Origin of the sequence: Marinoscillum sp. MHG1-6, assembly GCF_024714475.1 — a bacterium.
Lineage (GTDB): Bacteria > Bacteroidota > Bacteroidia > Cytophagales > Cyclobacteriaceae > JAMZMI01.
In genome coordinates, this window is record NZ_JAMZMI010000009.1 from 69,600 (window position 1) to 93,073 (window position 23,474).

At 41.9% G+C, this 23,474-nt stretch carries 19 protein-coding genes; 15 read left to right on the forward strand and 4 right to left on the reverse strand.

The features are described from left to right. The first annotated feature begins 7 nt into the window (after positions 1-7). The 12 genes from NXR94_RS16185 to NXR94_RS16240 all read left to right on the forward strand — a co-directional run bounded on the left by NXR94_RS16185 (position 8) and on the right by NXR94_RS16240 (position 14,041). Positions 8-1,393, forward strand: a complete 1,386-nt coding sequence (locus NXR94_RS16185) for a CmpA/NrtA family ABC transporter substrate-binding protein (RefSeq protein ID WP_258105720.1) — start codon at positions 8-10, stop codon at positions 1,391-1,393. 124 nt (positions 1,394-1,517) lie between these two features. After that, a complete protein-coding gene (locus tag NXR94_RS16190) occupies positions 1,518-2,609 on the forward strand; it encodes an ABC transporter permease (RefSeq protein WP_258105721.1) in 1,092 nt (363 codons plus the stop codon). Position 2,610: 1 nt separating this feature from the next. Further along, complete coding sequence (locus tag NXR94_RS16195; RefSeq protein WP_258105722.1) at positions 2,611-3,495, forward strand: ABC transporter ATP-binding protein; 885 nt, start codon at positions 2,611-2,613, stop codon at positions 3,493-3,495. A gap of 19 nt (positions 3,496-3,514) precedes the next feature. Then, positions 3,515-4,333: an ABC transporter ATP-binding protein gene (locus tag NXR94_RS16200; protein ID WP_258105723.1), complete on the forward strand. Its 819-nt coding sequence runs from the start codon at positions 3,515-3,517 to the stop codon at positions 4,331-4,333. A gap of 15 nt (positions 4,334-4,348) precedes the next feature. Then, positions 4,349-5,629 (forward strand): glutamyl-tRNA reductase, encoded by a 1,281-nt coding sequence (gene hemA, locus NXR94_RS16205; protein WP_258105724.1) that lies wholly within the window; start codon positions 4,349-4,351, stop codon positions 5,627-5,629. After that, entirely contained in the window at positions 5,626-6,081 is a 456-nt protein-coding gene (locus NXR94_RS16210) for a globin family protein (RefSeq protein ID WP_258105725.1), read from the forward strand. The genes hemA and NXR94_RS16210 overlap by 4 nt, the downstream gene beginning before the upstream one ends. 25 nt (positions 6,082-6,106) lie before the next feature. Next, positions 6,107-6,925, forward strand: coding sequence for a DUF3365 domain-containing protein (locus NXR94_RS16215; protein ID WP_258105726.1), 819 nt, complete (start codon positions 6,107-6,109; stop codon positions 6,923-6,925). Between the two features lie 94 nt (positions 6,926-7,019). Beyond that, positions 7,020-7,496 (forward strand): hypothetical protein, encoded by a 477-nt coding sequence (locus tag NXR94_RS16220; protein ID WP_258105727.1) that lies wholly within the window; start codon positions 7,020-7,022, stop codon positions 7,494-7,496. A gap of 4 nt (positions 7,497-7,500) precedes the next feature. Beyond that, positions 7,501-8,559: a ferredoxin--NADP reductase gene (locus tag NXR94_RS16225; protein WP_258105728.1), complete on the forward strand. Its 1,059-nt coding sequence runs from the start codon at positions 7,501-7,503 to the stop codon at positions 8,557-8,559. 5 nt (positions 8,560-8,564) lie between these two features. Beyond that, positions 8,565-11,144, forward strand: coding sequence for a cytochrome c biogenesis protein CcsA (gene ccsA / locus NXR94_RS16230; protein ID WP_258105729.1), 2,580 nt, complete (start codon positions 8,565-8,567; stop codon positions 11,142-11,144). A 13-nt stretch (positions 11,145-11,157) separates the two neighbouring features. Next, positions 11,158-11,880: a cytochrome c3 family protein gene (locus NXR94_RS16235; protein ID WP_258105730.1), complete on the forward strand. Its 723-nt coding sequence runs from the start codon at positions 11,158-11,160 to the stop codon at positions 11,878-11,880. Positions 11,881-12,040: 160 nt separating this feature from the next. Continuing rightward, on the forward strand, positions 12,041-14,041 hold the full coding sequence (locus tag NXR94_RS16240) for an ATP-binding protein (RefSeq protein WP_258105731.1): 2,001 nt from the start codon (positions 12,041-12,043) through the stop codon (positions 14,039-14,041). 19 nt (positions 14,042-14,060) lie between these two features. Here the strand turns inward: NXR94_RS16240 and NXR94_RS16245 are convergent, their stop codons facing one another. After that, a complete protein-coding gene (locus NXR94_RS16245) occupies positions 14,061-14,417 on the reverse strand; it encodes a LytTR family DNA-binding domain-containing protein (protein ID WP_258105732.1) in 357 nt (118 codons plus the stop codon). A gap of 1 nt (position 14,418) precedes the next feature. Further along, positions 14,419-14,721 carry a hypothetical protein gene (locus NXR94_RS16250; protein ID WP_258105733.1) on the reverse strand — a complete coding sequence of 101 codons (303 nt, stop codon included), beginning with the start codon at positions 14,719-14,721 and terminating at the stop codon, positions 14,419-14,421. A gap of 169 nt (positions 14,722-14,890) precedes the next feature. On the opposite strand from NXR94_RS16250, the gene NXR94_RS16255 reads away from it, so the two are divergent. Next, the gene (locus NXR94_RS16255; protein WP_258105734.1) at positions 14,891-15,307 is read left to right on the forward strand and encodes a response regulator; all 417 of its coding nucleotides are present in this window, start codon (positions 14,891-14,893) and stop codon (positions 15,305-15,307) included. A 35-nt stretch (positions 15,308-15,342) separates the two neighbouring features. On the opposite strand, the gene NXR94_RS16260 is transcribed toward NXR94_RS16255, so the two are convergent. Then, complete coding sequence (locus NXR94_RS16260) at positions 15,343-15,729, reverse strand: response regulator (protein ID WP_258105735.1); 387 nt, start codon at positions 15,727-15,729, stop codon at positions 15,343-15,345. A gap of 5 nt (positions 15,730-15,734) precedes the next feature. Continuing rightward, entirely contained in the window at positions 15,735-18,317 is a 2,583-nt protein-coding gene (locus tag NXR94_RS16265) for a PAS domain S-box protein (protein ID WP_258105736.1), read from the reverse strand. A 219-nt stretch (positions 18,318-18,536) separates the two neighbouring features. On the opposite strand from NXR94_RS16265, the gene NXR94_RS16270 reads away from it, so the two are divergent. After that, positions 18,537-19,892 carry a NarK family nitrate/nitrite MFS transporter gene (locus tag NXR94_RS16270; RefSeq protein ID WP_308706282.1) on the forward strand — a complete coding sequence of 452 codons (1,356 nt, stop codon included), beginning with the start codon at positions 18,537-18,539 and terminating at the stop codon, positions 19,890-19,892. Positions 19,893-19,935: 43 nt separating this feature from the next. Next, positions 19,936-23,442, forward strand: coding sequence for a nitrate reductase (locus NXR94_RS16275; RefSeq protein ID WP_258105738.1), 3,507 nt, complete (start codon positions 19,936-19,938; stop codon positions 23,440-23,442). The last annotated feature ends 32 nt before the right edge of the window (positions 23,443-23,474 follow it).

A 23,474-nucleotide genomic window follows, 5' to 3' on the forward strand; every position in this document is an offset into this window, starting at 1 on the left:
AATAAACATGATTTCAATCAAAAAACTTACCACCCACATTAGCCTCTTCGCCACGGCAGCTGTATTATTCAGCTGCGGTGGTGGGAGCTCAAAATCGACAGCCGAGACTGAAGCAGTAGAAGAGTCTTCTACCATTCAGTTGGAGATCGAAAAACCTCAGTTGACTTTCGGTTTCATCAAGCTGACAGATATGGCTCCTTTGGCAATCGCCAAAGAACTAGGCTTCTTTGAGGATGAAGGTTTGTTTGTAACAATAGAAGCTCAGTCAAACTGGAAAAACGTCCTTGACCGTGTAATTGACGGACAGTTGGACGGATCACACATGCTTGCTGGTCAGCCTATCGCTGCCGGAGCAGGTTTCGGTCGTCAGGCTGAATTGGTAACTCCTTTTTCTATGGACCTAAACGGAAACGGAATCACTGTTTCTAACGAAGTATGGTCTAAAATGAAGCCAAATGTTCCTGCTGATGGTGAAGGTAAGCCAGTTCACCCAATCAAAGCTGATGCGCTTGTTCCAGTAATTAAGGAGTACAAAGACGCAGGTAAGCCTTTCAAAATGGGTATGGTATTCCCGGTTTCTACTCACAACTATGAGATCAGATACTGGTTGGCAGCTGCCGGCGTAAATCCTGGTTACTACTCTGCTGACAATATCCAGGGACAAATTGATGCTGAGGTATTGCTTTCAGTAACTCCTCCACCACAAATGCCAGCTACTTTGGAAGCAGGTACTATCTACGGATATTGTGTGGGTGAGCCATGGAACCAACAAGCGGTATTTAAAGGTATCGGTGTACCGGTTACGACTAACTACGATGTTTGGAAAAACAACCCAGAGAAGGTGTTTGTAATGACTAAAAAATTCGTAGAGCAGTATCCTAACACAGCTGTAGCTGTAACAAAAGCGCTTATCAGAGCTGGTAAGTGGTTGGATACTCCTGGTAACAGACCGAAAGCGGTAGGTATCCTTTCTATGCCTGAGTATGTTGGTGCTGACTCTGTTGTAATTGCAAACTCTATGACCGGAACTTTCGAATTCGAAAAAGGTGATAAGAGATCAATGCCTGACTTCAACGTATTCTTCAGATACAATGCAACTTATCCATTCTACTCTGATGGAATCTGGTTCCTAACTCAAATGAGAAGATGGGGTCAAATTCCTGAAACTAAGCCTGCAGAATGGTATGGTGAAACTATCAAGGATATCTACAGACCTGATATCTGGACGAAGGCTGCTGAACTTCTTGTAGAAGAAGGTAACCTGGAAGCGTCTGACATTCCTCAGACAGATGGTTACAAAGCACCTACTTCTGACTTCATTGATGGTATTACTTATGATGGAAAAGATCCAATCGGATATATCAACAGCTTCCCTGTTGGTAACAAGGACTAGTTAGAAGGTTGGTTTGAGGGTTTCGGACAATTTGGTTCGGCCCTCTTACCACATTGAATACAAATGAAAAATAATACAATCCACCCCACCATTTCGATGGTAGTAAAAGACAAATGATAAAGAAATGAAAACGAAATCAATTAAAACACTCAAATTCTTAGGCCTGGGATTCCTGGAGCCTTTGATCAGAATGTTCAGCGGTGAAGAGCCGAAGAAAAACGCCTCGGTTTTCATCAAAAAGACATTATTTCCCATAGCCTCTATGGGACTCTTCCTGATAATCTGGCATTCAGGTGCTACTGCACTTTACAATAAGGAAGCCAACGAGCGGATCGAAAAAGCGAGAGTAGAGCAAGGTGAAGAAGCCGCTATCGCCATGGAAGAATGTATTAAAAGCGGAGATATCAGTTGTCAGCCAAACACACTGCCATCACCTGCACAGGTTTATGCAGCATACAAAACACTTTGGAATGACCACATTGAAATCTCTGACAAGAAAGACAAATTCGCACAGAAGACAGCTAAAACCAATGCTAAAAGAGCTGAAAAAGGACTGTCTCCTATTGAATATACCGGTCGTCCATCCTTTTTGGATCAGATCGGAACAAGCTTAAAAACTATTGCAGCCGGAGTATTGCTAGCCATCTTTATTGCTATTCCAATTGGAATCATCATTGGATTGAGTGATGTGCTGAGAAACTCTATGAACTGGTTGATACAAATCTTAAAACCTGTATCTCCAGTAGTATGGTTGCTATTGGTGTTCATGATCGTAAAGACACTCATCACAGATCCGGATTTGGATAAATCATTTATCATCTCTGCCATCAGCGTTGGATTGTGTGCGATGTGGGCTACCCTGATCAACACCAGTGTAGGTGTATCAACTGTAGACAAAGACTTCATCAATGTTTCAAAAGTATTGAAACTAAGCATTGGTCAAAACATATTCAAAATCGTACTTCCTGCTTCTTTCCCGTTGATCTTCACTGGATTGAGAATCACAGTTTCAGTTGCATGGATGGTATTGATTGCTATCGAGCTATTAGCTCAGAGTCCAGGCCTCGGATCTTTCGTATGGGAAGAATTCCAGAATGGTGCGAACGACTCGAATGCTAAAATTATCGTAGCCATGTTCGTGATCGGAATCATCGGATTCTTGCTTGACAGAATCATGCTTTCAGTTCAGAATTTCATGACCTTCAACAAAGCATAAGATGGCTCTACTCGAATTAAGAAACGTATCAAAATCTTACGGAGTAGGCTCCTCGAAAGTGGAGGTGTTGGATAACATCAACCTATCCGTAGAAGAAGGCGAGTTCCTTGCTATCGTGGGTTTCTCCGGTAGCGGTAAAACAACTTTGATCAATATGATCAACGGGTTGGATTTTCCGGATTCTGGTGAAGTGCTACTTCATGGTAAGCCAATCACCGGACCGGGACCAGACAGAGGGGTGATATTTCAGAATTACTCATTGCTCCCGTGGTTGTCTGTATATAAAAATGTAAAACTCTCAGTTGATGAGGTTTTCCCTAAGCTCTCCAGCAAGGAAAAGGACGCTCATATCCGCAAGTATGTGGAGATGGTAAACCTTAGCCACGCAATAGACAAAATGCCTTCTGAACTGTCAGGTGGTATGCGTCAAAGGGTATCTGTAGCCAGAGCTTTGGCTATGAACCCCGAAGTATTGCTAATGGATGAGCCATTAAGTGCATTGGATGCCTTAACAAGAGGAACACTTCAGGAAGAGATCGTTAAGATCTGGAGCCAGGATAAGAAAACAGCCATCCTAATCACCAATGATGTGGATGAAGGAATCATCATGGCAGACCGAATCATTCCTCTTACTCCGGGACCTAAAGCAACGCTTGGGCCAGAGTTTCAGGTGAATTTCGACCGTCCGAGAGATGTAACGGAGATCAACAAAGATCCGAATTACAAAAAACTAAGAAATAATGTCCTCGAATATCTGATTGAGGTTGGTGCAACCAGAAGACAAGTAAGCGATCAGAAATATATTCTTCCTGATTTAAAGCCGGTGATGCCGGGCCGGGTAGTGTTCGGTAAAAGGAAGAAGAAAGAAAAAGTGAAGTATTTCTAAAGCAAAAAAGACTTAGACGATGAATGCATTATTAGAAAAGCAAATACAAGTCATACCACACCTTGACGGGAAACCCGAAATGTTGGTATGCAAAGATATCAGAAAGGTCTACCCGACTCCTAAAGGAGACTATGTGGTATTGGATGACCTTCAACTCAGTATCAAACAAGGAGAATTTGTCTCTATCATTGGACACTCAGGATGTGGAAAGTCCACTCTACTTACCATGATCGCCGGACTCAATGAGATCAGCGGTGGTAATGTTATTGTGGATGGATCACCTATACGTGGAGCTGGTCCGGATAGAGCGGTAGTATTCCAGTCTCCGAGCTTACTTCCATGGCTAACTGCCTTGCAGAACGTAATGATTGGCGTAAAGCAGGTATTCCCTCATGCCTCTAAAGCTGAAAAGGAAGAAATCTGTAAGTACTACCTGGACAAAGTTGGTTTGGGTAATGATTTTCACAAGAAAGCTACTTCTCTGTCACAAGGAATGCAGCAAAGAGTGGGTATCGCCAGAGCATTTGCTCTGAAACCAAAAATCCTCCTGCTGGATGAGCCATTCGGAATGTTGGATTCCCTTACGAGAGGTGAACTACAAGATGTGCTTTTGGATGTATGGCAGAAAGAACAAATCACTGCTGTGGCCATCACGCATGATGTGGATGAGTCAATCTTCCTTGCTGACCGCGTGATCATGATGACCAGCGGACCATACGCTAAAATCGGAGACGAACTGGTTATTCCATTTGAGCGTCCAAGAAACAGAAAGGCTGTATTGGAGCATCCGGAATACTACGATTACAGAGGATATCTAATGAATTTCTTAAACCACTAACCTCAACAAGTAACTATGAGTGAGCTGAAGTACATAGGAATTGACTACAAGAAAGCGGATGTGAACGTGCGTGGATTATTCGCACTAAATCCAGCAGAAAGAGCCAATATGTACATTCAGCTTAAAGAATACTTCGGATTGCAGGAGGCATTGATCCTTTCCACCTGCAACAGAACTGAGGTTTATTATGTTCATAAAAAGGATATTGGAGAGCAGATTGTCGCTCTTCTTGTTTCCATTAAGGGTTTAGTCGCTTCAGACTACCTACCCTACTTCCACCTCAATACAGATGGTACGGAAGCTATCACCCACCTGTTCCGAATGGCTATTGGCCTGGAGTCACAGGTACTGGGAGACATTCAAATATTTGGTCAGGTTAAACAGGCGTACCAGGAAGCCGCTGATGCAGACATGGCAGAAGCCACACTGCATCGAGCGCTCCATACCTTGTTTTACACGCATAAACAGGTTTGTCAGGAGACAGCCTTTAAAACCGGAGCAGCTTCTACCTCCTACAATGCAGTCAAAATCCTAAAGGAGAATGACATTGCCTCCGGAGCCTCCGTATTGGTAGTTGGTGCAGGGAAAATCGGAAGTGATGTGTGTAAGAATCTTACAGATTTAGGATTCTCAAATGTCACCGTGACTAACCGAACCCAGCAACGAGCTGATAGCCTGGCGAAGGAGCTTAACTTAAAAACAACGCCCTACAAGACCCTTTACCATCAATTGACAGATTATTCTGTCATCATTGGTGCGGCCGGTAGTGATGAGCCGATCTTCAAAGAAAAACTAACAGGTGATAAATCAAATACAAGATTCTTTATTCTGGATCTCTGCGCACCTAACAGCTTTTCTGATCTGTTTATCATGCATCATGGCGCTCAATATTACAACATTGATCGTATCGGGAGCTTACAGGAGGAAACGATCATGACAAGGAGTCTTGAAGTTCCGAAAGTGGAGCAAATCATTGAGGCGACCATTAGGGAATGGAAGGAATGGGTGGAAGAATATGGTCAAACAAGAGAGATCAAAAAATTCAAAAAGACGCTCGACGAAATCCGTCAGCAATGTCTGGCTGAATACATGAAGAAGACCGATGAGGCCCATCATGGCCTGATTGAGCAAGTTGCAGAGTCACTGATCAATAAAATTGTCAAAATCCCTGCTGTTCAGATCAAAACGGCTTGCCAGAGAGATCGTGCAGAGGAGCTGGGTTCTATACTCAACGAACTATTTAATCTCGAATATCCAAAAAAATCTAAATCTAAATCTAAATCAAATCAACTATGAGCATTTTCAAATCACTCTTTAAGAAGAAAGAGGAAGGTCCAATTTCTTCAAAACAAAAGGAACTTGTACAAAGTACTTTTGCGCAGGTAGCACCTATCGCTGAGACTGCAGCAGACATCTTTTACAATAAACTTTTCGAATTGGACCCGGCTTTAAAGCCACTTTTTAAAGGCGACATCAAGGATCAAGGTAAAAAACTCATGACTATGCTAGCAGCAGCTGTTAAGGGCCTGGATGACTTAGGAAGCCTTGTACCAGTAGTGCAGGACCTTGGTAAAAGACACGTAGGATACGGCGTTACCGACGAGCACTATGACACTGTTGCGGCAGCTCTATTGTATACCCTGGAGACGGGACTTGGAGACAACTGGAATGATGAGGTAAAAGATGCCTGGGTAGCAGTGTACACCGTACTTGCAACAACAATGAAAGACGCTGCCAAAGCAGCATAATGTACCATCTAAACCTATACTAACCATGAAAACTCTAAGTAAAAGGACTAAACTTACTTATTTCGGTGGCCTGCTATTGGCTGCCATGAGCTGTACACCTCTTCCAGAGGAAACAGCGAGTGAAGCTTCAGACAAGATGTATTCAATCGAAGAAGCATTCGAAATTGTTGCAGCGGAGAATGACGTTGCACGTACTCTATACACTAAAGCAATTGTAGGAGCCGGAAAGAAACAAGGACTTAAGTTCCACGAAGACTGGGAAAAAGACGAAGTTGAAGCTGGGCCACTTCCTGCATTGTTTTTAAGAGGAATTGCCGGAGATATCCGAAAAAAAGGTGAAGTGCCTCTAGGCCTTTTCCTTGGATCCGACTTCCCGGTAAGAAAGTCCAACAAATTTGTTGGTAAGCAGGCAGAATTGTTTGCTGCTATCAGAGAAGACGGTAAGCCGAAATACTTCTATGATGAAGAAAATCAGCTTTACACTGCTATGTTCCCTGATTTTGCAGCAGCTGCACCTTGTGTGAACTGCCACAATGAACACCCTGAAACTACCAAAACAGATTGGGCTTTGGGTGATATCATGGGTGCTACCACCTGGACTTATCCTAGTGACTCTGTTTCTTTCGATGAACTACAAGGTATCATCATGGCTTACAGAGACGGAGCCGCAGCTACCTTCCAGACTTATCTGGACAAAGCTGCAGGTTTCAAAGAAAGCGATGTTCCTGCAGTGGGCGCAACATGGCCTGTTGGTGGATATTCGCTACCTACCCCTGATGTGTTTCTTGATAGCGTAAATGAATTGGCTTCTGAGAAAACACTTAAGGGAATCCTAAAGATCTAAAGTTTTTCATTTGTCTAAGTTGATTGACGCACGCTCTTAGCTCTCGAGCGGAGCGTGCTCAATCTCTTTCAAAACCTCTAACTACAACCAACCTATGGGAAGGATAGCCTTTATCATAACTGGTGGCATCTTATTCACATTATTTATTCTTCAAGATGCTCTCGACTGGCATTGGGAAGCCCTTCACACCTTACAAGATGACCAAATGTATCGTCGTTGGTCGGGTCTTGGATTATCCCTTATTATCTTATTCCAGTGGACATTAAGCCTGGTCAGAACAAGGCCAAAATGGGAAGACCTAAGTCTTACATTCTATAATATCCACAACTGGGTGGGTGCCTTTACTCCCCTACTCTTTTACATCCATAGCATGGAGCTCGGGTTCGCCTATCTCTTTGTTTTGAGCATCACGTTTTTTGGAAACTTCCTCATGGGAATGTTCAACCTGGATGTTATCAAAAACAAGTCACAGCTCGTATTTCAGGGTTGGATGATCCTTCATGTGGCATGTTCGTTCTTCATTACATTTTTAACTATATACCACATCTACGTGGTATTCTACTACGAATAGAAAAATGGGAAAAGCTGTATCACTAAAAATTAAGAAGGTTATTAAGGTTACAGATGATGCGGTCAGCATTCACTTTAAGCAACCCTTCTTCAAAAAAATTAAATATACTCCGGGGCAGTTCCTCACCCTGCTGGTCAATATTGACAAGGAAGTAGTGCGAAGATGCTACTCCCTGAATAGTGCCCCCGATGTAGACGACTACGTAAGTGTTACAGTAAAAAGGATTAAAGACGGTAGAGTCTCTAATCACCTGTTCAACAACATTAAAGAAGGAGATAAAATGAAAGTGCTCCTTCCGATGGGAAATTTCACGATCATCCCTGATAAAAATAAGAGACGTCATATTGTTCTTTTCGGAGCAGGAAGTGGCATCACCCCATTGATCTCCATCCTAAAATCAATTATCAATAAGGAACCTTCAAGTATCGTTTCCCTGATCTATGGAAACAGAGATGTTGAATCCATCATTTTTAATGATGAACTCAACGAGTACAAAGAGAAGTATCCTAACAGAGTCAACTTACTACACATCCTGGAAAACCCGGGTGATTTTGAGGATTGCTATAAAGGTCGTGTGGAAAGAACTCAGGTGCCGGGCCTATTAAGGCAACTACCTAATCTTCCTGATAGCGATACCGAATACTATATATGCGGTCCTTCAGGGATGATGATCGAGGCGGAAGAAGGACTAAAACTGAGTGGAGCTCCTGCAGACAAAATCAATATTGAGAAATTCTCGGCTCCTCCTCCAAGTGCTGAAGAAACAAAAGCTGCTGGTCCAATGCTCCAAAACCGTGAGGTGACCCTCAAGCTTAAAGGAAAGACTCACGAAATTCCGGTTAAGGCAGGCACTACCATATTAGATGCCGCCCTTGACGAGAAAATAAAAGTGCCCTATGTATGTATGGATGGTATCTGCGGAACATGTAGAGCTACATGTACTTCAGGTGAAGTATTCATGAGAAAAGGTCATATACTGACAGATAAGGAGGTAGAAGAAAAAGTGATCTTACCATGCATTTGCAAGCCTGTGAGCAATAATGTTGTAGTAGAATTTCATTAATATCTATGATTGGGGACTGGGGGCATTTTTCGGTTGTACTGGCTTTTGTAGCAATCCTGCTATCAACCGTTTCCTATGCCTTCGCGGGAAACCAGTCTTCGCCTTCCAACAGGAAGGAATGGATACGATTTGCTCATGCAAATTTCATGGTCCACGGACTAGCTGTACTTTCAACAGTGGCGACGCTTTTCCTGATCATATACAATCACCATTACGAATATCAATACGCCTGGAAGCATTCTTCAAATGATCTCCCACTTCATTTTATTGTATCATGCTTTTGGGAAGGTCAGGAAGGCAGTTTTCTTTTATGGATATTCTGGAATGCAATCATTGGGACGATATTAATCAAAAGCAAGAGCGGTCGAAATGCACCTACCATGGCTGTTTTTTCATGTGTACAGCTCTTTTTGGTTTCGATGATTCTGGGCTCCTATTTCGATGAGATTCGAATTGGTAGCTCTCCATTCATATTACTCAGAGATGCCATTCAGGCAGATATTTTTAAGGTCAACCCGAACTTTGTCCCATTGGACGGCTCAGGACTGAATCCCCTCCTACAAAACATCTGGATGGCTATTCACCCTCCTGTGGTGTTTTTGAGTTTTGCAATGGCTGGTGTTCCATTTGCGATTTCTTTGGGAAACCTCTGGAGTGGTAATTTGTCCAATTACACCAGGGATGTTTCTCATTGGGTACTGGCATGTGTAGGTATCATGGGAATTGGCATTATGATGGGTGCCTACTGGGCTTATGAAACGTTGAATTTTGGAGGCTACTGGAACTGGGATCCGGTAGAAAATGCAATTTTCATTCCATGGCTCATTCTCATGGCAGCCTGCCATGGACTGGTGCTTTATAGAAGAAAACAAAAAGGAATGGCCCTTACCATGTGCCTGATCATCTCAGGTTTCATTCTGGTGCTTTATTCCACCTTTCTTACCAGAAGTGGTATTCTGGGAAATGCTTCAGTCCACTCCTTTACCGACCTGGGTTTATCCGGTCAACTGTTGTTATTCCTGCTCTTTTTCATTGCTATCTCCATAGCACTGGTGGTATACCGTAGAAACACCATTGGTGAATCGGAGTCTAACCCCCAGGTACTTTCTCTGGAATTCTGGATGTTAGTCGGTATCTGCATATTTTGTCTCGCAGCATTTCAGGTTTTGCTGCCAACCTCGATTCCGGTTCTTAACACCATACTTTCGAACATCGGAATCGATAAAAGTTTTGCTCCGCCGGCAGATCAAATTGCCTTCTATAGCAAATTCCAGATTTGGTTTGCAGTAGGATTTGCTCTTCTGGCCAGCCTGGGACAGCTTTTCTACTGGAAGAAAATACAAAAAATGAGCACCCTGGAAAATGAGGTCCTTATTCCTCTGACCATCGCGCTCATTCTTGCCTCGGGCATCATTTATTTCGGTGGCACCTCGAAAATTAGTTACATGTGTCTGATCACGGCGGCAATCTACCTTTTCATTGTGAGCGGCCGACTATTATTCAACCTGATCAAAAGCATCAAAAGAACATCCATTGGAGGATTACTGGCACATTTAGGAATGGCTCTGATGCTGATCGGATTCGTATATAGTGCCGGGCATCAGAAAATCTTAAGCCAAAACCTGACGATCAATTCCCCGCAAAGTAACCTCCCGGCACATACGGTACAGGAGAACCTCTTATTGAACGCACAACTGCCCAAGAGCAACGAAGGCCTCACCTTCACCTTTCTGGGTTCATTGAATGAAAGCATTGAAACCGGCGAAAGGATCCCCTCAACTTTATTTATGGATGGTTTTGAGGCCTCTCAAAAACTGATCAAATCCACTGCCAAACTTGGTGATGGAGAATGGCTGGATGAAGGAGATACGCTTTTGGTTGATACGGAAAATACCTTCTATCGAATTGGCATAAAGACCGAAGATGGAAAAAGTTTTACTGTAGAGCCTCGCATGCAAAACAACCCTTCCATGGGGTATGTCGCCTCTCCATTTATTCTAAGCTCCTTTAGCAGAGATATTTATACTCATGTCACCAACTTTCCGGACCCGGAGAAAGTGAAATGGGATGAGCCGGCAAAAACAAAAGTACAAATGGGACAAATCGTCGAATTGAAAGGATTACGTTTTGTACTTGAAAAGATAGATATCAACCCTAATCCAGTGGGCATTCCTAATCAGGCCAATGACATCCCATTGGAAGCCTCTATACGAATCCTCGATCAGGACAGATCATACCTTGCTCACCCTATTTATCACATTGACCAAAAAAATCATGTTCGGGTATTCCCTGATGAAATCGATGCACTTGGTGTCAAGGTTATGTTGACCAAAATTGACCCTCAAAACCAGCTTTATGATCTTACGGTGATCACCTCTCAAAGAGACTGGATCACCATTAAATGCATCGAAATGCCTTTTATCAGCCTGGTATGGCTTGGAACCATTATACTTTCGATGGGCATAGGTGTGGCTTTTTATTTCCGCTATCAGGAAGCAAAAAGTCAACCCGTAGCCCAAAATGATGAGGCAGATATCGAGGAGCTTTTGACCATCATCAACCCCGGCGCGACCGTCAACCTATAATAAATTAGAGCAAATGAAAATCAGCAGAAAAAGAAAAAGACAGTGGATTGGATTTGGAGTGGGTCTGTTTGTAACTACAGCAACATATACCATTCTAAGTCTACCTAGCAACGATGACATGTTATCTCTGGGACCAATGAACACAGGTCACGAGGATTTAACGTGTGAATCCTGCCACACTCCGGCTAAAGGAAATGTTTTCCAACAGGCTCAGGCAAATCTTCTCTTCTCTATTGGACTGCGCAGCAAGGAAGCTGATTTTGGAACTGAAAACGTGGATACCGAAAAGTGTCTGGAGTGTCATGACAGAGATAATGATCGACATCCGCTTCACAGATTCAAAGAACCACGATTTTCAGCTGCACGTAAAGACCTGGGACATGAAGGTCAGGTGGAATGCGAATCCTGCCACAAGGAGCACAATGGGGTCCGCGTAACACAAACAAACATTGGCTACTGCCAAAACTGTCACGAGGAAACAGTGCTCAACAATGATCCCCTGGAGATCAGCCACGAAGAGTTAATTGACAGGGGCATGTGGGAAACCTGTCTCCAATGTCATGACTTTCATGGAAACCATATCTTCCATGCGGCGGAATCTATGAATGACACTATACCCGTAGCTATTGTCAGGGAATATTTTGAAGGCGGTGAGACACCTTATTCAGAAATTAAGAAATACTATCCTCTGACCGAAGAAGACTGGAATAGTGGAATGAGGGGAGCCAAAAAATAACTTTCTACCTCTTACCAGTCGAGGCCTTTACCACCCGCTTAAATACTTTACTTTATTTTAATAGAATAAGGAAAGACTGTTTAGTAAATTCATTGACCAAACGGTATTTATGAGTTAAATGCCGTCTGATATTTTTGGTTTGACCCAAACTAAATGACCGATGAATTCCAGGTTTTCCGACCTCAATGAACATAAACCGCGTCATGTAGCTAACCAGCTCATCGTTGAAAATACCTTTGAAATAACCTGCATCATTCTTTCTATTGTAGTGATGTGCGGCTGGTTCCTGAACATAGAGCCTGTTCTCAGTATCGTCCCAGGGAGCCCAACGATGAAATTCAATACCGCCCTGATATTTTTTATTTCAGGGCTTCACCTCAGGTTCATTAATAAGAATGAACCTATCTACGTAATAGCACGGGTCATTTCTGTCGTAACCATCATCCTGATTGGCCTTATCACCATATTGGAATATATTCAGTGGATTCCCTTTTCTATTGACAATCTATTTGTGGTTGACACGCTTTCCGATTCCAATCCTGGCAGAATGTCTCCTGCAACTGCGATATGCGGGGTATTACTTGGCTTAGGGTTCATCTTCTTTCATGCCAAAAGCAGATGGGGCAACTTCATTGGCAGGTACTCTCTGAAACTAGTTGGGTCGATCTCGCTGATCGCTGCTATAGCCTTTATCCTGCTTATTCCGTCGGAAAATAAGACTTCGTTTTTTCAAACAATGGCCATTCATACCTCTGTGCTATATATGCTATTTGCCATTTTGGTGCTCCTAAAAAACCCCGAATCTGATTTAAGTAAAATGGTGATGGGACAACACGCCGGGAATCGAATTATTAGAAAACTATTACCTGTTGTCATTATTTTCCCAATTGTCATGAGTTATCTGCTGATTATGGTCATCAACGAAAATATTGTCAGCATAGATTTTGGCGTCATCTCTTTTGCAGTGCTTTTCATTCCTACCAGCATTATCTACATCGCATACATCGCCAATGACCTGAACAAGGCAGATATCGAAAAGGAGATACTGCAGCATGATTTAAAAACAAGAAATCAGGATCTCGAACAATTCAAAAACGGGTTAGATCAGGTAGCAATTGTCGCCATCACAGATGCCCGCGGAGTAATCACTTATGTCAATCAACAATTTTGTGAAATATCTCAATACACTGAAGAGGAACTGATTGGCAATACTCATGCGCTCATCAATGCAGGCTATCACAGCAAAGAGTTTTTCGCCAATATGTGGCGAACCATCGCTTCAGGGACCATCTGGTCAGACGAGATTAAAAACAAAGCCAAGGACGGATCATACTACTGGGTTTATACCGCAATTGTGCCTTTCACAGACGAAAAGGGCCGTATAGTCGAATACCTGGCCATCAGACAGGATATTACTCAAAGAAAGGAAGCGGAGGAATTACTGAAATCCGAATTTGTACAGAAGCTACAGTATAAGAACAAGGAATTAGAGCAGTTTGCATATGTAGCAAGTCACGACTTACAAGAGCCATTACGCACAATCACAAGCTTTACTGATATACTGGCTAAAAAGTATAAGAGTGACCTTGATGAATTGGGACAAAAAAGCATGGGATATATTCAGGAAGCTACCCACCGAATGAGCGCTCTGATAAAGAGCCTGCTTGACTATAGTCGATTAGACAAATACCAGGAAATATCTACGATTGATTGCAATAAGCTGTTAGAGGATGTGAAAAATGATTTAGCCAAACGGATTTCAGATTCCAAAGCACAAATATCAAATGACCCCTTACCTACCCTGAACGGCTATGAAACCCCTCTAAGGCTTTTATTTCAAAATCTGATTGCCAACGCAATCAAATTCCAAAAAGCCGGAGTCACTCCTGAGATACATTTATCGGTAATCAAAAAGAGAAGAATGTGGGAGTTTTCGGTAAAAGACAATGGAATTGGAATTGATGATGAGCATCAGGAAAAAATATTTGTGATATTCCAAAGGCTACACAGCAAAAGTGAATTCGATGGTACAGGCATTGGCCTTTCACATTGCAGGAAGATTGTCGATTTACATGGTGGCTCAATATGGGTTTCTTCCAAAGTGGGTGAAGGAAGTACTTTTTATTTCACCATTCCTTTTAAAACAAGCCCGCTACATTGATTAAGTCTGTCAGCCACGCCTAGGAAGTTGCAATACGATCAACTGACTCGCGCAGCCTGTCTAGCGATTCTATTGGTTTTTGAATGTAATCGTGAACTCCAAGTGCATCAGCTTCCTCCTGATAAGCCATGCTATTGGATATGACTATGATTTTTGATTTAGGGTGAACTACTTTCAGTATATCAAGGCCGGTAAGAATATCAACCTCCATATCTAAAAAGATAATATCAGGCTTAAGCCTTTCTATTCCGGTAGCTGCTGAAATTGTCCTTCCGTAGGACTCAAGAAATTCCAGATCATCAAAAAAACTCAATTGGTGTTTAAGCAAAGTCACAAAAGCCTCATCATCATCTACAATTACATAAGTGTACTTCATATTATTTGATATTGCCTAGTTCAACCATGATAAGTTCACTATAACTTTTGATTTGCTTAAGCTTTTCAAGATGGCCAAAGAATTTGTTGGTATTTGCAGAAAGATCGGATAAAAAAATTTGAAACTCTTTACAGTGAAAAAGTTTATTCAAGGCCTGAATTTTGTGAACTGACCTTTTAAATAAAGCCTCATCACTCCTCAAAAATGCAGCTTCCGCATTATTAACAAACTCGCGATAGTTCTTTAAGCACAAAGTACTAAACGTTACCTTGAACTCATCATTTCCTCTTGCCTGTGCAATCACTATCTGGCTAATCTGATTTACCTCCATTATTTTATTGAAATAGTTAACTCAGAATAACTTCATATAAATTAATGAAGTATTTCAAAAAATAAGACAGTATTGAAAGAATATATTTAAATTCTGTAAAGCCTGTAACGGTTTTATTAAATGCTAAAACAATATTCCCAAAATGAAACAGAAGCTTAATTGTGTCCTGCTAATAGATGATGATGAAGCAACTAATTTTCTTCATGAATTACTCATCTCGGAATGTGAAATAACGAACAAAATTATCAAAGCTGAGAATGGTGTTGAAGCACTGGATTATTTAACCAACAAGGTCAACGGCAGATACCCAAAACCTGATCTCATTTTTGTGGATATTAACATGCCTTTAATGAATGGGTGGGGCTTTCTTGAGGAATACGAAAAGCTGGAACTCACTCAAAAGGGTAGAATTGTGGTGGTTATGCTCACTACATCGCTTAACCCTGAGGATAAGGACAAAGCACAGGAAATTTTAGCCATCAGAGACTATAAAAGTAAGCCCTTAACAGTAGATATGCTCAACGAAATTCTGCAAACACATTTTAAGGAGTGGCTATAAAAATGAGGATAAAAGAGGTACACAATCCCCTTTTTCTATATACGTTTTTCAGCTACTTTAAGTATTGTTGATTCTATTTCCTTTGGATTAAATGGTTTTTGAAAGAATGCGTAAATAATATTATCCTCCATTGCACGCTGTACTTGATCATCATACCCATAACCTGTAAGAATACAATAATAAATATCGTTGTACTTGGCTTGAGCCTTTCTTACAAATTCAACCCCATTCATTACCGGCATTCTCATATCACTTAAGACCACAATGATTTCATTATGATGCCTGTCGAGTTCATTAAAGGCCGAAATCGGCGAAATGGAAGTAATGACATGGAATTTTCTATCAAAATTGGCTTTGAAGACTACTAAATTATCTTTTTCGTCATCCACATATAAAATGGTAATTCTGTTTCGCTGATTCATAACTCCTATTCTTTTACACTTGAAAATTTAATCGAGAAATCAGTTCCTTCACCCACTATAGATTGCACATCAATCTCACCATTCAGCTCCTGAATTATGGAAAAGGTAATAAAAAGCCCCAACCCTGTTCCTTCTCCAGGATTTTTGGTTGTGAAGAAAGGATCCGCAATCCGACCGAGATATTCATTTGGAATTCCTGAACCATTATCTTTAAAACTAACAATCACACCGTTAGGTTCCTCTCTGGTCGTTATGGTAATCCTGCCTTCCTTACCTGCATCTATGGCCTGCTCTGCATTTGACAGAATATTTAGAAAGGCCTGGTGCATCCTTCCCTCATTTCCGATGATAACCGGGTTGTTTGGGCTATAATTTCTAATTATTTCAACCCTGCCTTTCATTTTAGACTTAAGTATGATCAGACAGTTTTCAATGATGTCATGAATATCACATTTTTCATTGTCCGCTTTTACCTGTCTACTAAAATGACTCAGGCTTTTCACAATGCGGCTTGCTCGTTGGACACCATCATTAATAATATCAAGAAGTGGCTGAAATCGCTGCTCATCATAGCGCTCTTTTCTTTTCAACTCTTCCATCAACCCATAAGTACCATTCTGAATAAAGTTCAGAGGATTATTAATTTCGTGCCCGACCCCGGCAGCAAGGACTCCCAACGAGGCCATTTTTTCAGATTGGATGAGTTGAGTTTGTGTCTTTTTCAAATCAACCAGCGTTTGTTCAAGTTCTGCATTGGTTCGTTGAAGACTTTCATTCTTTAGTAGCAGTTCCTTTGTACGTTCAGTAACAATTCTCTCCAGATTCTCATTCTGTTTTTGAAGCTGGGACTGAGCATTCTTCAACTCCGTAATGTCATCCAGAAAAAAAGAAACACCAATGATTTTATCATCATTTATCACTGGATTTAAACTGAATTGAAAATAATAATTTTGGGCTCCTCCTTTGACTTTTAGGGTATCCCTTATTGGATTTCCTTCCAGGGCCTGATCAAGCATTTTGGATAACATCGCCTCTCTTGGACTTATGTTTTTACCCCATATATCCTTATCATTCTCAAGATCAAATCCATAACTGGATCTCACGTATTCCCTAAAAGCTGCATTTGCCTCCACCAGTTTTTTATTCACATCAAAAAGCCCAATCATACTGTCGGTGCTAGCCATAATAGCCTTCAGGTTGGCTTCTCGCTCCTGAATGATACTCTCAGCTTCCTTGCGACCGGTAATATCAATAATTACCCCTTCAATCAGGGTTAGCTTGTCATCTTCAAAAATACCCTGACCATGCTCGTCTACCCATACCCAGGATTTCTTATGAGCTGGTTTTATCCGATATGTCAGGTGAAATGGTTCCTTTCGCTTGATGGCCTCAGCAAACGTTTCGAAAATGTAAGCTTTATCATCAGGATGATAAAGGTCTGTCATATTTATCGAGTCCTTGAAAAACTCTTCCCGTCTATAACCGGTGAGGTTTTCAATTTCCTGATTCAAATAAAGCATGCTGTAGGTCTTATCATTACGACACAGATAAATCACACCAGGCATGTTATCTGCAATTCCGCGAAAACGAGCATGACTTTCACGTAGCGCCAACTCGATCCTTTTTAGCTCCGTAATATCTCTGGAGCTCGACAACAAGAGCAGAATCTTCCCATCTTCTCCTCTGACACAATCTGTAAAAGCCTCCATCCAAACATAATGTCCATCTTTATGCCTTAACCGATAGTGAACATTTTTGGCTTCACGTCCTTCAAATATCAGCCTTCTGGCTGCCAATCTGATGCGATCTATATCATCAGGATGTATGTATTCGATCGGGTTCTTACCGACCAATTCCGAAGAAGCATAACCCAGTATCGCTCCTGAGTTTGGTGAAACCTCCTTGAAAATCCCATCTACATCATGAATAGCTACAAATTCACGACTTGTCATAGTCATGTACTCGTACTTGGCTTCAATCTCGTAATAAGCCTTTTCCATTTTAAATTTTTCGGTGAGATCAATTCCCTGGATCACATGGCAGGTCATTTTGGATTGGGAATTTTGAAAGGAGTTAAAACGGTATTCCATGATATTTCCATCATGGCTTTGCTCCTGAATAGACCTCATTTCGTCGCAAGAACTATCTCGTATCAACCTCTTTATACTCTGGGCTAAATGGACACCAACAAGATCAGAAAAAGGTCGACCTATCAGACCGTCTTTATCAATTTCACTTCCTGCGACATGAACAATCCTCATCAACTCATCAAGAAGACAAACAAAATCGCTCTTTGGCCTATTCTGGCCACTTTGCGCCTCCTTGTTGTAAATGACGATTGTATTACCGTCAAATGAATAGCTATATAATTCCGAAAGGGCATAGACTTTCCCTTCTTCAATCAGTTGATCTTCCGATACCCAAACCAGCGAGTACGGTGTCTCATTGGTGACAAATTCAGCCAATTGACCTAATAATGAGTCAGATAAATCCGTAATGATGTAGGAGATGGAAGGGTTATGGTTCAATAGAATACCTGAAATATCAGATAACAAACAACCTTTTCCATCCACGAGTAGTACACCCATGATCAGATTAAAGAGTAATTAACATAGCTGATATTAAGTTAGGTATAAATTTGCTGCCACAGAAATTTCGCCTTGAATTAACCTCAAAACCCCTTATCAGAATACAAGTACTCATTAAGTAATTGGTTTAGTTTCTTTTAAATTAATTCTACGTATTAATACGTATTTGTAAGAAATTATACGTAGTTTTGATCCACGATTACGTAAAGACAAATGAAAATGAGTGCGAAAGCTGAAAAAATTCAATTATTCAACCTAAGTACCATCAATATGAGGGTATTCCATTTGACATGGTTATCCTTCTTCTTATGCTTCTTTGGATGGTTCGGAATTGCCCCTATGCTCTCTATCGTAAGAGAGGATTTGGGTATCACAACAGATCAAATTGTAAACACCAACATGATTGCTGTCGCATCAACAGTAGTGATGAGATTGGTCATTGGTTGGTTGTGCGACCGTATCGGTCCGAGAATTACTTACACCTGGTTATTGATACTTGGTTCTATTCCGGTTATGCTCATCGGGCTTTCAAATAGCTACGAACAGTTTTTGATTGCCAGAATGTTCATCGGAGCTATTGGAGCTGCCTTTGTAATCACACAATTTCACACCTCGGTAATGTTTGCCCCAAAAATTGTTGGGACAGCCAATGCAACAACAGCAGGATGGGGAAATTTAGGTGGTGGAGTAACTCAGCAGGTTATGCCATTCATATTTGCAGCTACACTTGCATGGTTTGGTAGTGAACACCTTGCCTGGAGATACGCTATGATTGGCCCGGGTATCCTCCTATTTATAATGGGTATCCTGTATTACAACTTCACAAAAGATACACCTGAAGGAAACTATAAAGATTTAACTGACGGAACCAACCGCAAGAAATCTGCTAATGGTTCATTCCTTGAGGCTGTTAAAGATTACCGTGTTTGGATCTTATTCTTAATCTACGGTGCATGTTTTGGAGTAGAACTTATCGTGAACTCAAAAGCAGCACTTTATTTCACTGACTATTTTGACATGGACCTCAAAACAGCCGGATTAATAGCTGGTCTTTTTGGAATGATGAACCTGTTCGCAAGATCTCTCGGAGGTTTCATGGGTGACCGTTTCGGAAAATTTATGGGGCTTGTAGGGCGTGTAAGATGGTTGTTCGTAGCCTTACTTTGTGAAGGTGCGGCACTTATCCTATTCTCCAGAATGGATACCATCCCATTGATTATTGGGTCGATTATGATATTCAGTCTATTTGTTCAAATGAGTGAAGGAGCTACTTATAGCGTGGTGCCATTCATCAACAAAAAGGCTTTAGGAGCTGTTTCCGGAATTGTTGGAGCGGGCGGTAACGCCGGTGCTGTGGCAGGAATGCTTCTTTTCAAAAAGCAGCTTACCGGACTAGAATGGACTGAATCATTTCTATACCTTGGATTTATTGTCGCTGGCGTTTCATTAGTAACATTCCTGATCAAATTCCCTAAATCAGCAGAGGAAGAAGAGCCGATGGAAGAAACTAAAGAAAAACAAGAGTCTGTTTCTAAAGAGGTTGAGCCTGAAGAGGCTGAATTGGAACTGGCTTAACTGATCATTTACGGAATAGAAAAAGGACACTAAAAAATACACTATGCCACAAAAATGGGGAGAGACTCATAAGACTATTTGCTCCTATTGCGGAGTTGGCTGTGGTATTGAGGTCAAAAAGAGTGATAAGGGTCGTCTGTCACTGAAGGGAGATGAGGAATACCCGGTAAACAAAGGAATGCTTTGTTCAAAGGGTATGAACCTTCACTATACTGTGATGGACCAAACGGACAGGTTGTTGCATCCTCAGATGAGATGGAGCAAAAACCATCCTATGGAACAGGTATCCTGGGATGCAGCCATTAAGCGTGCTGCTGCCGTATTTAAAACCTTTATCGATCAGCATGGCCCTGATAGCGTTGGACTGTATGTATCAGGCCAATGCCTTACAGAAGAGTATTACCTGGCAAATAAGCTTGTTAAAGGCTTTTTTGGAACCAATAACATTGACACCAACTCACGACTGTGCATGAGTTCTGCCGTGGTTGGTTATAAAGAAACACTCGGAGACGATGCGGTTCCGATCGCATATGAGGATATAGAGCAATCAGACTGTATTCTTATTGCAGGAGCGAACCCGGCCTGGTGCCACCCTATCCTATTCCGTAGAATAGAAAAGTATAAGGCTGAAAATCCCGATTTAAAGATCATTGTAGTAGATCCTAGGGTTACGGATTCATGTGCTTTGGCTGACCTGCATTTGCAGGTCAAGCCAGGTACTGACACGGTTCTATTCCATGCCATAGCACGTTACCTGATTGATCATGGATTGATCGACGAGGCTTTCATCAGAGAGCATACGTCGGGATTTGAAGAATTAACAAAAGAACTAAAATCAAAGACGCTTAAAGAATCCGCTGCTATTTGCGATGTGCCTGCAGATGCTATTATCAAGGCAGCCAGATTCATAGGGCAGTCAAAAGGATTCATCACCATGTGGGCGATGGGTCTGAACCAAAGTACTGCCGGAGTTAATCAAAACCTTGCATTACTTAATCTTAACCTCATTACCGGACAAATCGGAAAACCGGGTGCCGGCCCATTCTCCCTTACCGGTCAACCTAATGCCATGGGAGGCCGTGAAGTTGGTGGATTAGCAAACTTGCTTGCTGCTCACAAAAACCTGGCAAACCCGGTACACCGTCAAGAGGTGGCTGATTTTTGGGGAGTAGAAAAAATCCAGGAAAAACCGGGGATGACCGCAACGGAAATGTTCGAAGCGCTTAGAGATGATCGTATGAAAGCCGTATGGATCATTTGTACGAACCCTTCCGTCAGTATGCCAAATGCCCGATTGGTGGATGAGGCGTTGAAAAAGGCACGTTTCGTAATCGTTCAGGATATTTCTCACCGTAGTGATACTTCCAAATATGCCGACTTGTTGCTACCTGCAGCAGGATGGCTTGAAAAGGAAGGAACGATGACCAACTCAGAAAGGAGAATCTCCTATTTACCGAAGGTCCTTGATGCTCCGGGAGAAGCTTTACCTGATTCGGAAATCATTATGCGATTCGCCAAGGCTATGGGGTATCATGGCTTTGATTTTAAAGACGCAAGTGAGATATATGAGGAATACACCCGTATGACCAAGGGTACTCCTATTGATATCTCTGGGCTCTCCTACCCTAAGCTGAAAAGCATGGGATCCATTCAATGGCCTGTACCATCCGAAGAATCAACAGGTACGACCAGGCTTTTCAGTGATTATAAATTCTTAACTGAAGACGGAAAAGCCCATATAAAACCGAACGGACCCCAAAATGAGGCTGAACCGGTTACAGATGAATACCCTCTGGTACTCACTACCGGAAGAATCAGAGATCAATGGCATACCATGACCAAAACCGGTAAGGTATCCAAACTTAATAAGCATATTGATCGTGCGTTTTTAGAAATTCACCCTTTCGATGCGGAAAAAAGAGGCATCAAAGAGGGCGACCCAGTTGTGATTGCAAACCCAAGAGGTGAAGTACGCGTTGGTGCAAGAATTTCTGACAGGATCAAAAAAGGAGTGGTTTTCCTTCCCATGCACTGGGGTAAAAAACTAACTTCAGATATGTCCAGGGCTAACAACCTGACTAATGAAACATATGACCCCAAATCCAAACAACCCGGATTCAAATTCTCAGCTGTCGAGGTGACTCGATATCAGACACAACCCAAAAAGATTGTTGTTGTTGGGGCTGGTGCTGCCGCCTTTAGGTTTGTAAATACCTATCGCGATTTCAATCAAACTGATCAGATTTCAGTTTTTTCTAAGGAAGAATGGCCTTTTTATAATCGGGTACTCCTTCCTGAATACATCAATGAGACCAAAGAGTGGGAAGATTTATTAAAATTCACTCAGGATGAATTAAAGAAACTGAACCTTGATCTGTACCCTTCCAACCCAATTCAAAAGGTTGACCGGGAAAACAAACTGGTCATTGACAGCAAAGGTGAAAGTCATTCTTATGATGTCCTGATCATGGCTACAGGTAGCCGGGCCTTCATTCCGCCAAATGCGCCTATTCACCTGCCACGAGTATTCACTATGCGTGACAGGCAAAATGCAGATGACCTTAAGGATCGTCTGAAACCAGATAGTCATGTTCTCGTTATTGGAGGTGGTTTATTAGGCCTGGAGTTAGCAGCTGCACTTTCAGAAATACATATCGAAACAACCATCATTCAATTGGGCTCGAGGCTAATGGAACGTCAGCTTGACCCGGTTGCCAGTTCGATGCTTAGGGAATATGTAGAAGGTCTGGGAGTTAGGGTATTTACGAATGACCAGGTCGTAAGCATTGATGAGGTAAACGAGGATGATCTTTTTGTGAAGCTGAAAAGTGGCCATAGTTTCCATACCAATGCTGCAGTTTTTGCTATCGGTACCCGACCAAATACTGAGTTAGCTGTTGAATCTGGACTTGAAACAGGTCGTGGTGTGAAGGTCAATGACTATCTCCAGTCAAGCGATCCGAACATTTTCGCACTGGGTGAAATTGCTGAGCATAATCAAAAACTCAATGGAATTACCGCCGCTGCAGAACAACAGGCTGATGTCTGCGCAAGATTTATTGCGGGTGACCCAAGTAGTTATTACAAAGGCACTACCCCGATGAACATTCTTAAGTTTCCAAGTTTGGATCTATGTTCCGTTGGCCTTGCTGAAATTCCTGTTAACGGGAAAAACTATAACGAAATTACCTTCCTCGACAGAGAGGAACTGTATTATAAGAAATGTATCATCCACAATGATAAGCTGGTAGGAACCATACTTATGGGTGATAAGGCGGAGTTTGCTGAGTATAAGGAACTCATTGAAAGTGAAACTGAGCTTTCAGAAAAAAGAGTTCAGCTGTTGCGCTCAGGAAAGGCTCCTGAGCCGGTCAAAGGAAAGTTGGTATGTTCGTGCAACAACGTTGGTGATGGTAATTTGAAAGAAGCTATTGCCTCCGGTTGCAGTTCGTTAAATGACTTATGCCAGGCTACCGGGGCCGGATTGGGCTGTGGTAGTTGCAAATCGGAAGTTAAAAGAATAATAGATGCCTCTTTAGAACCGGCATAAGTTCTTCTTGAGGTAATTTTAACGCATTACAG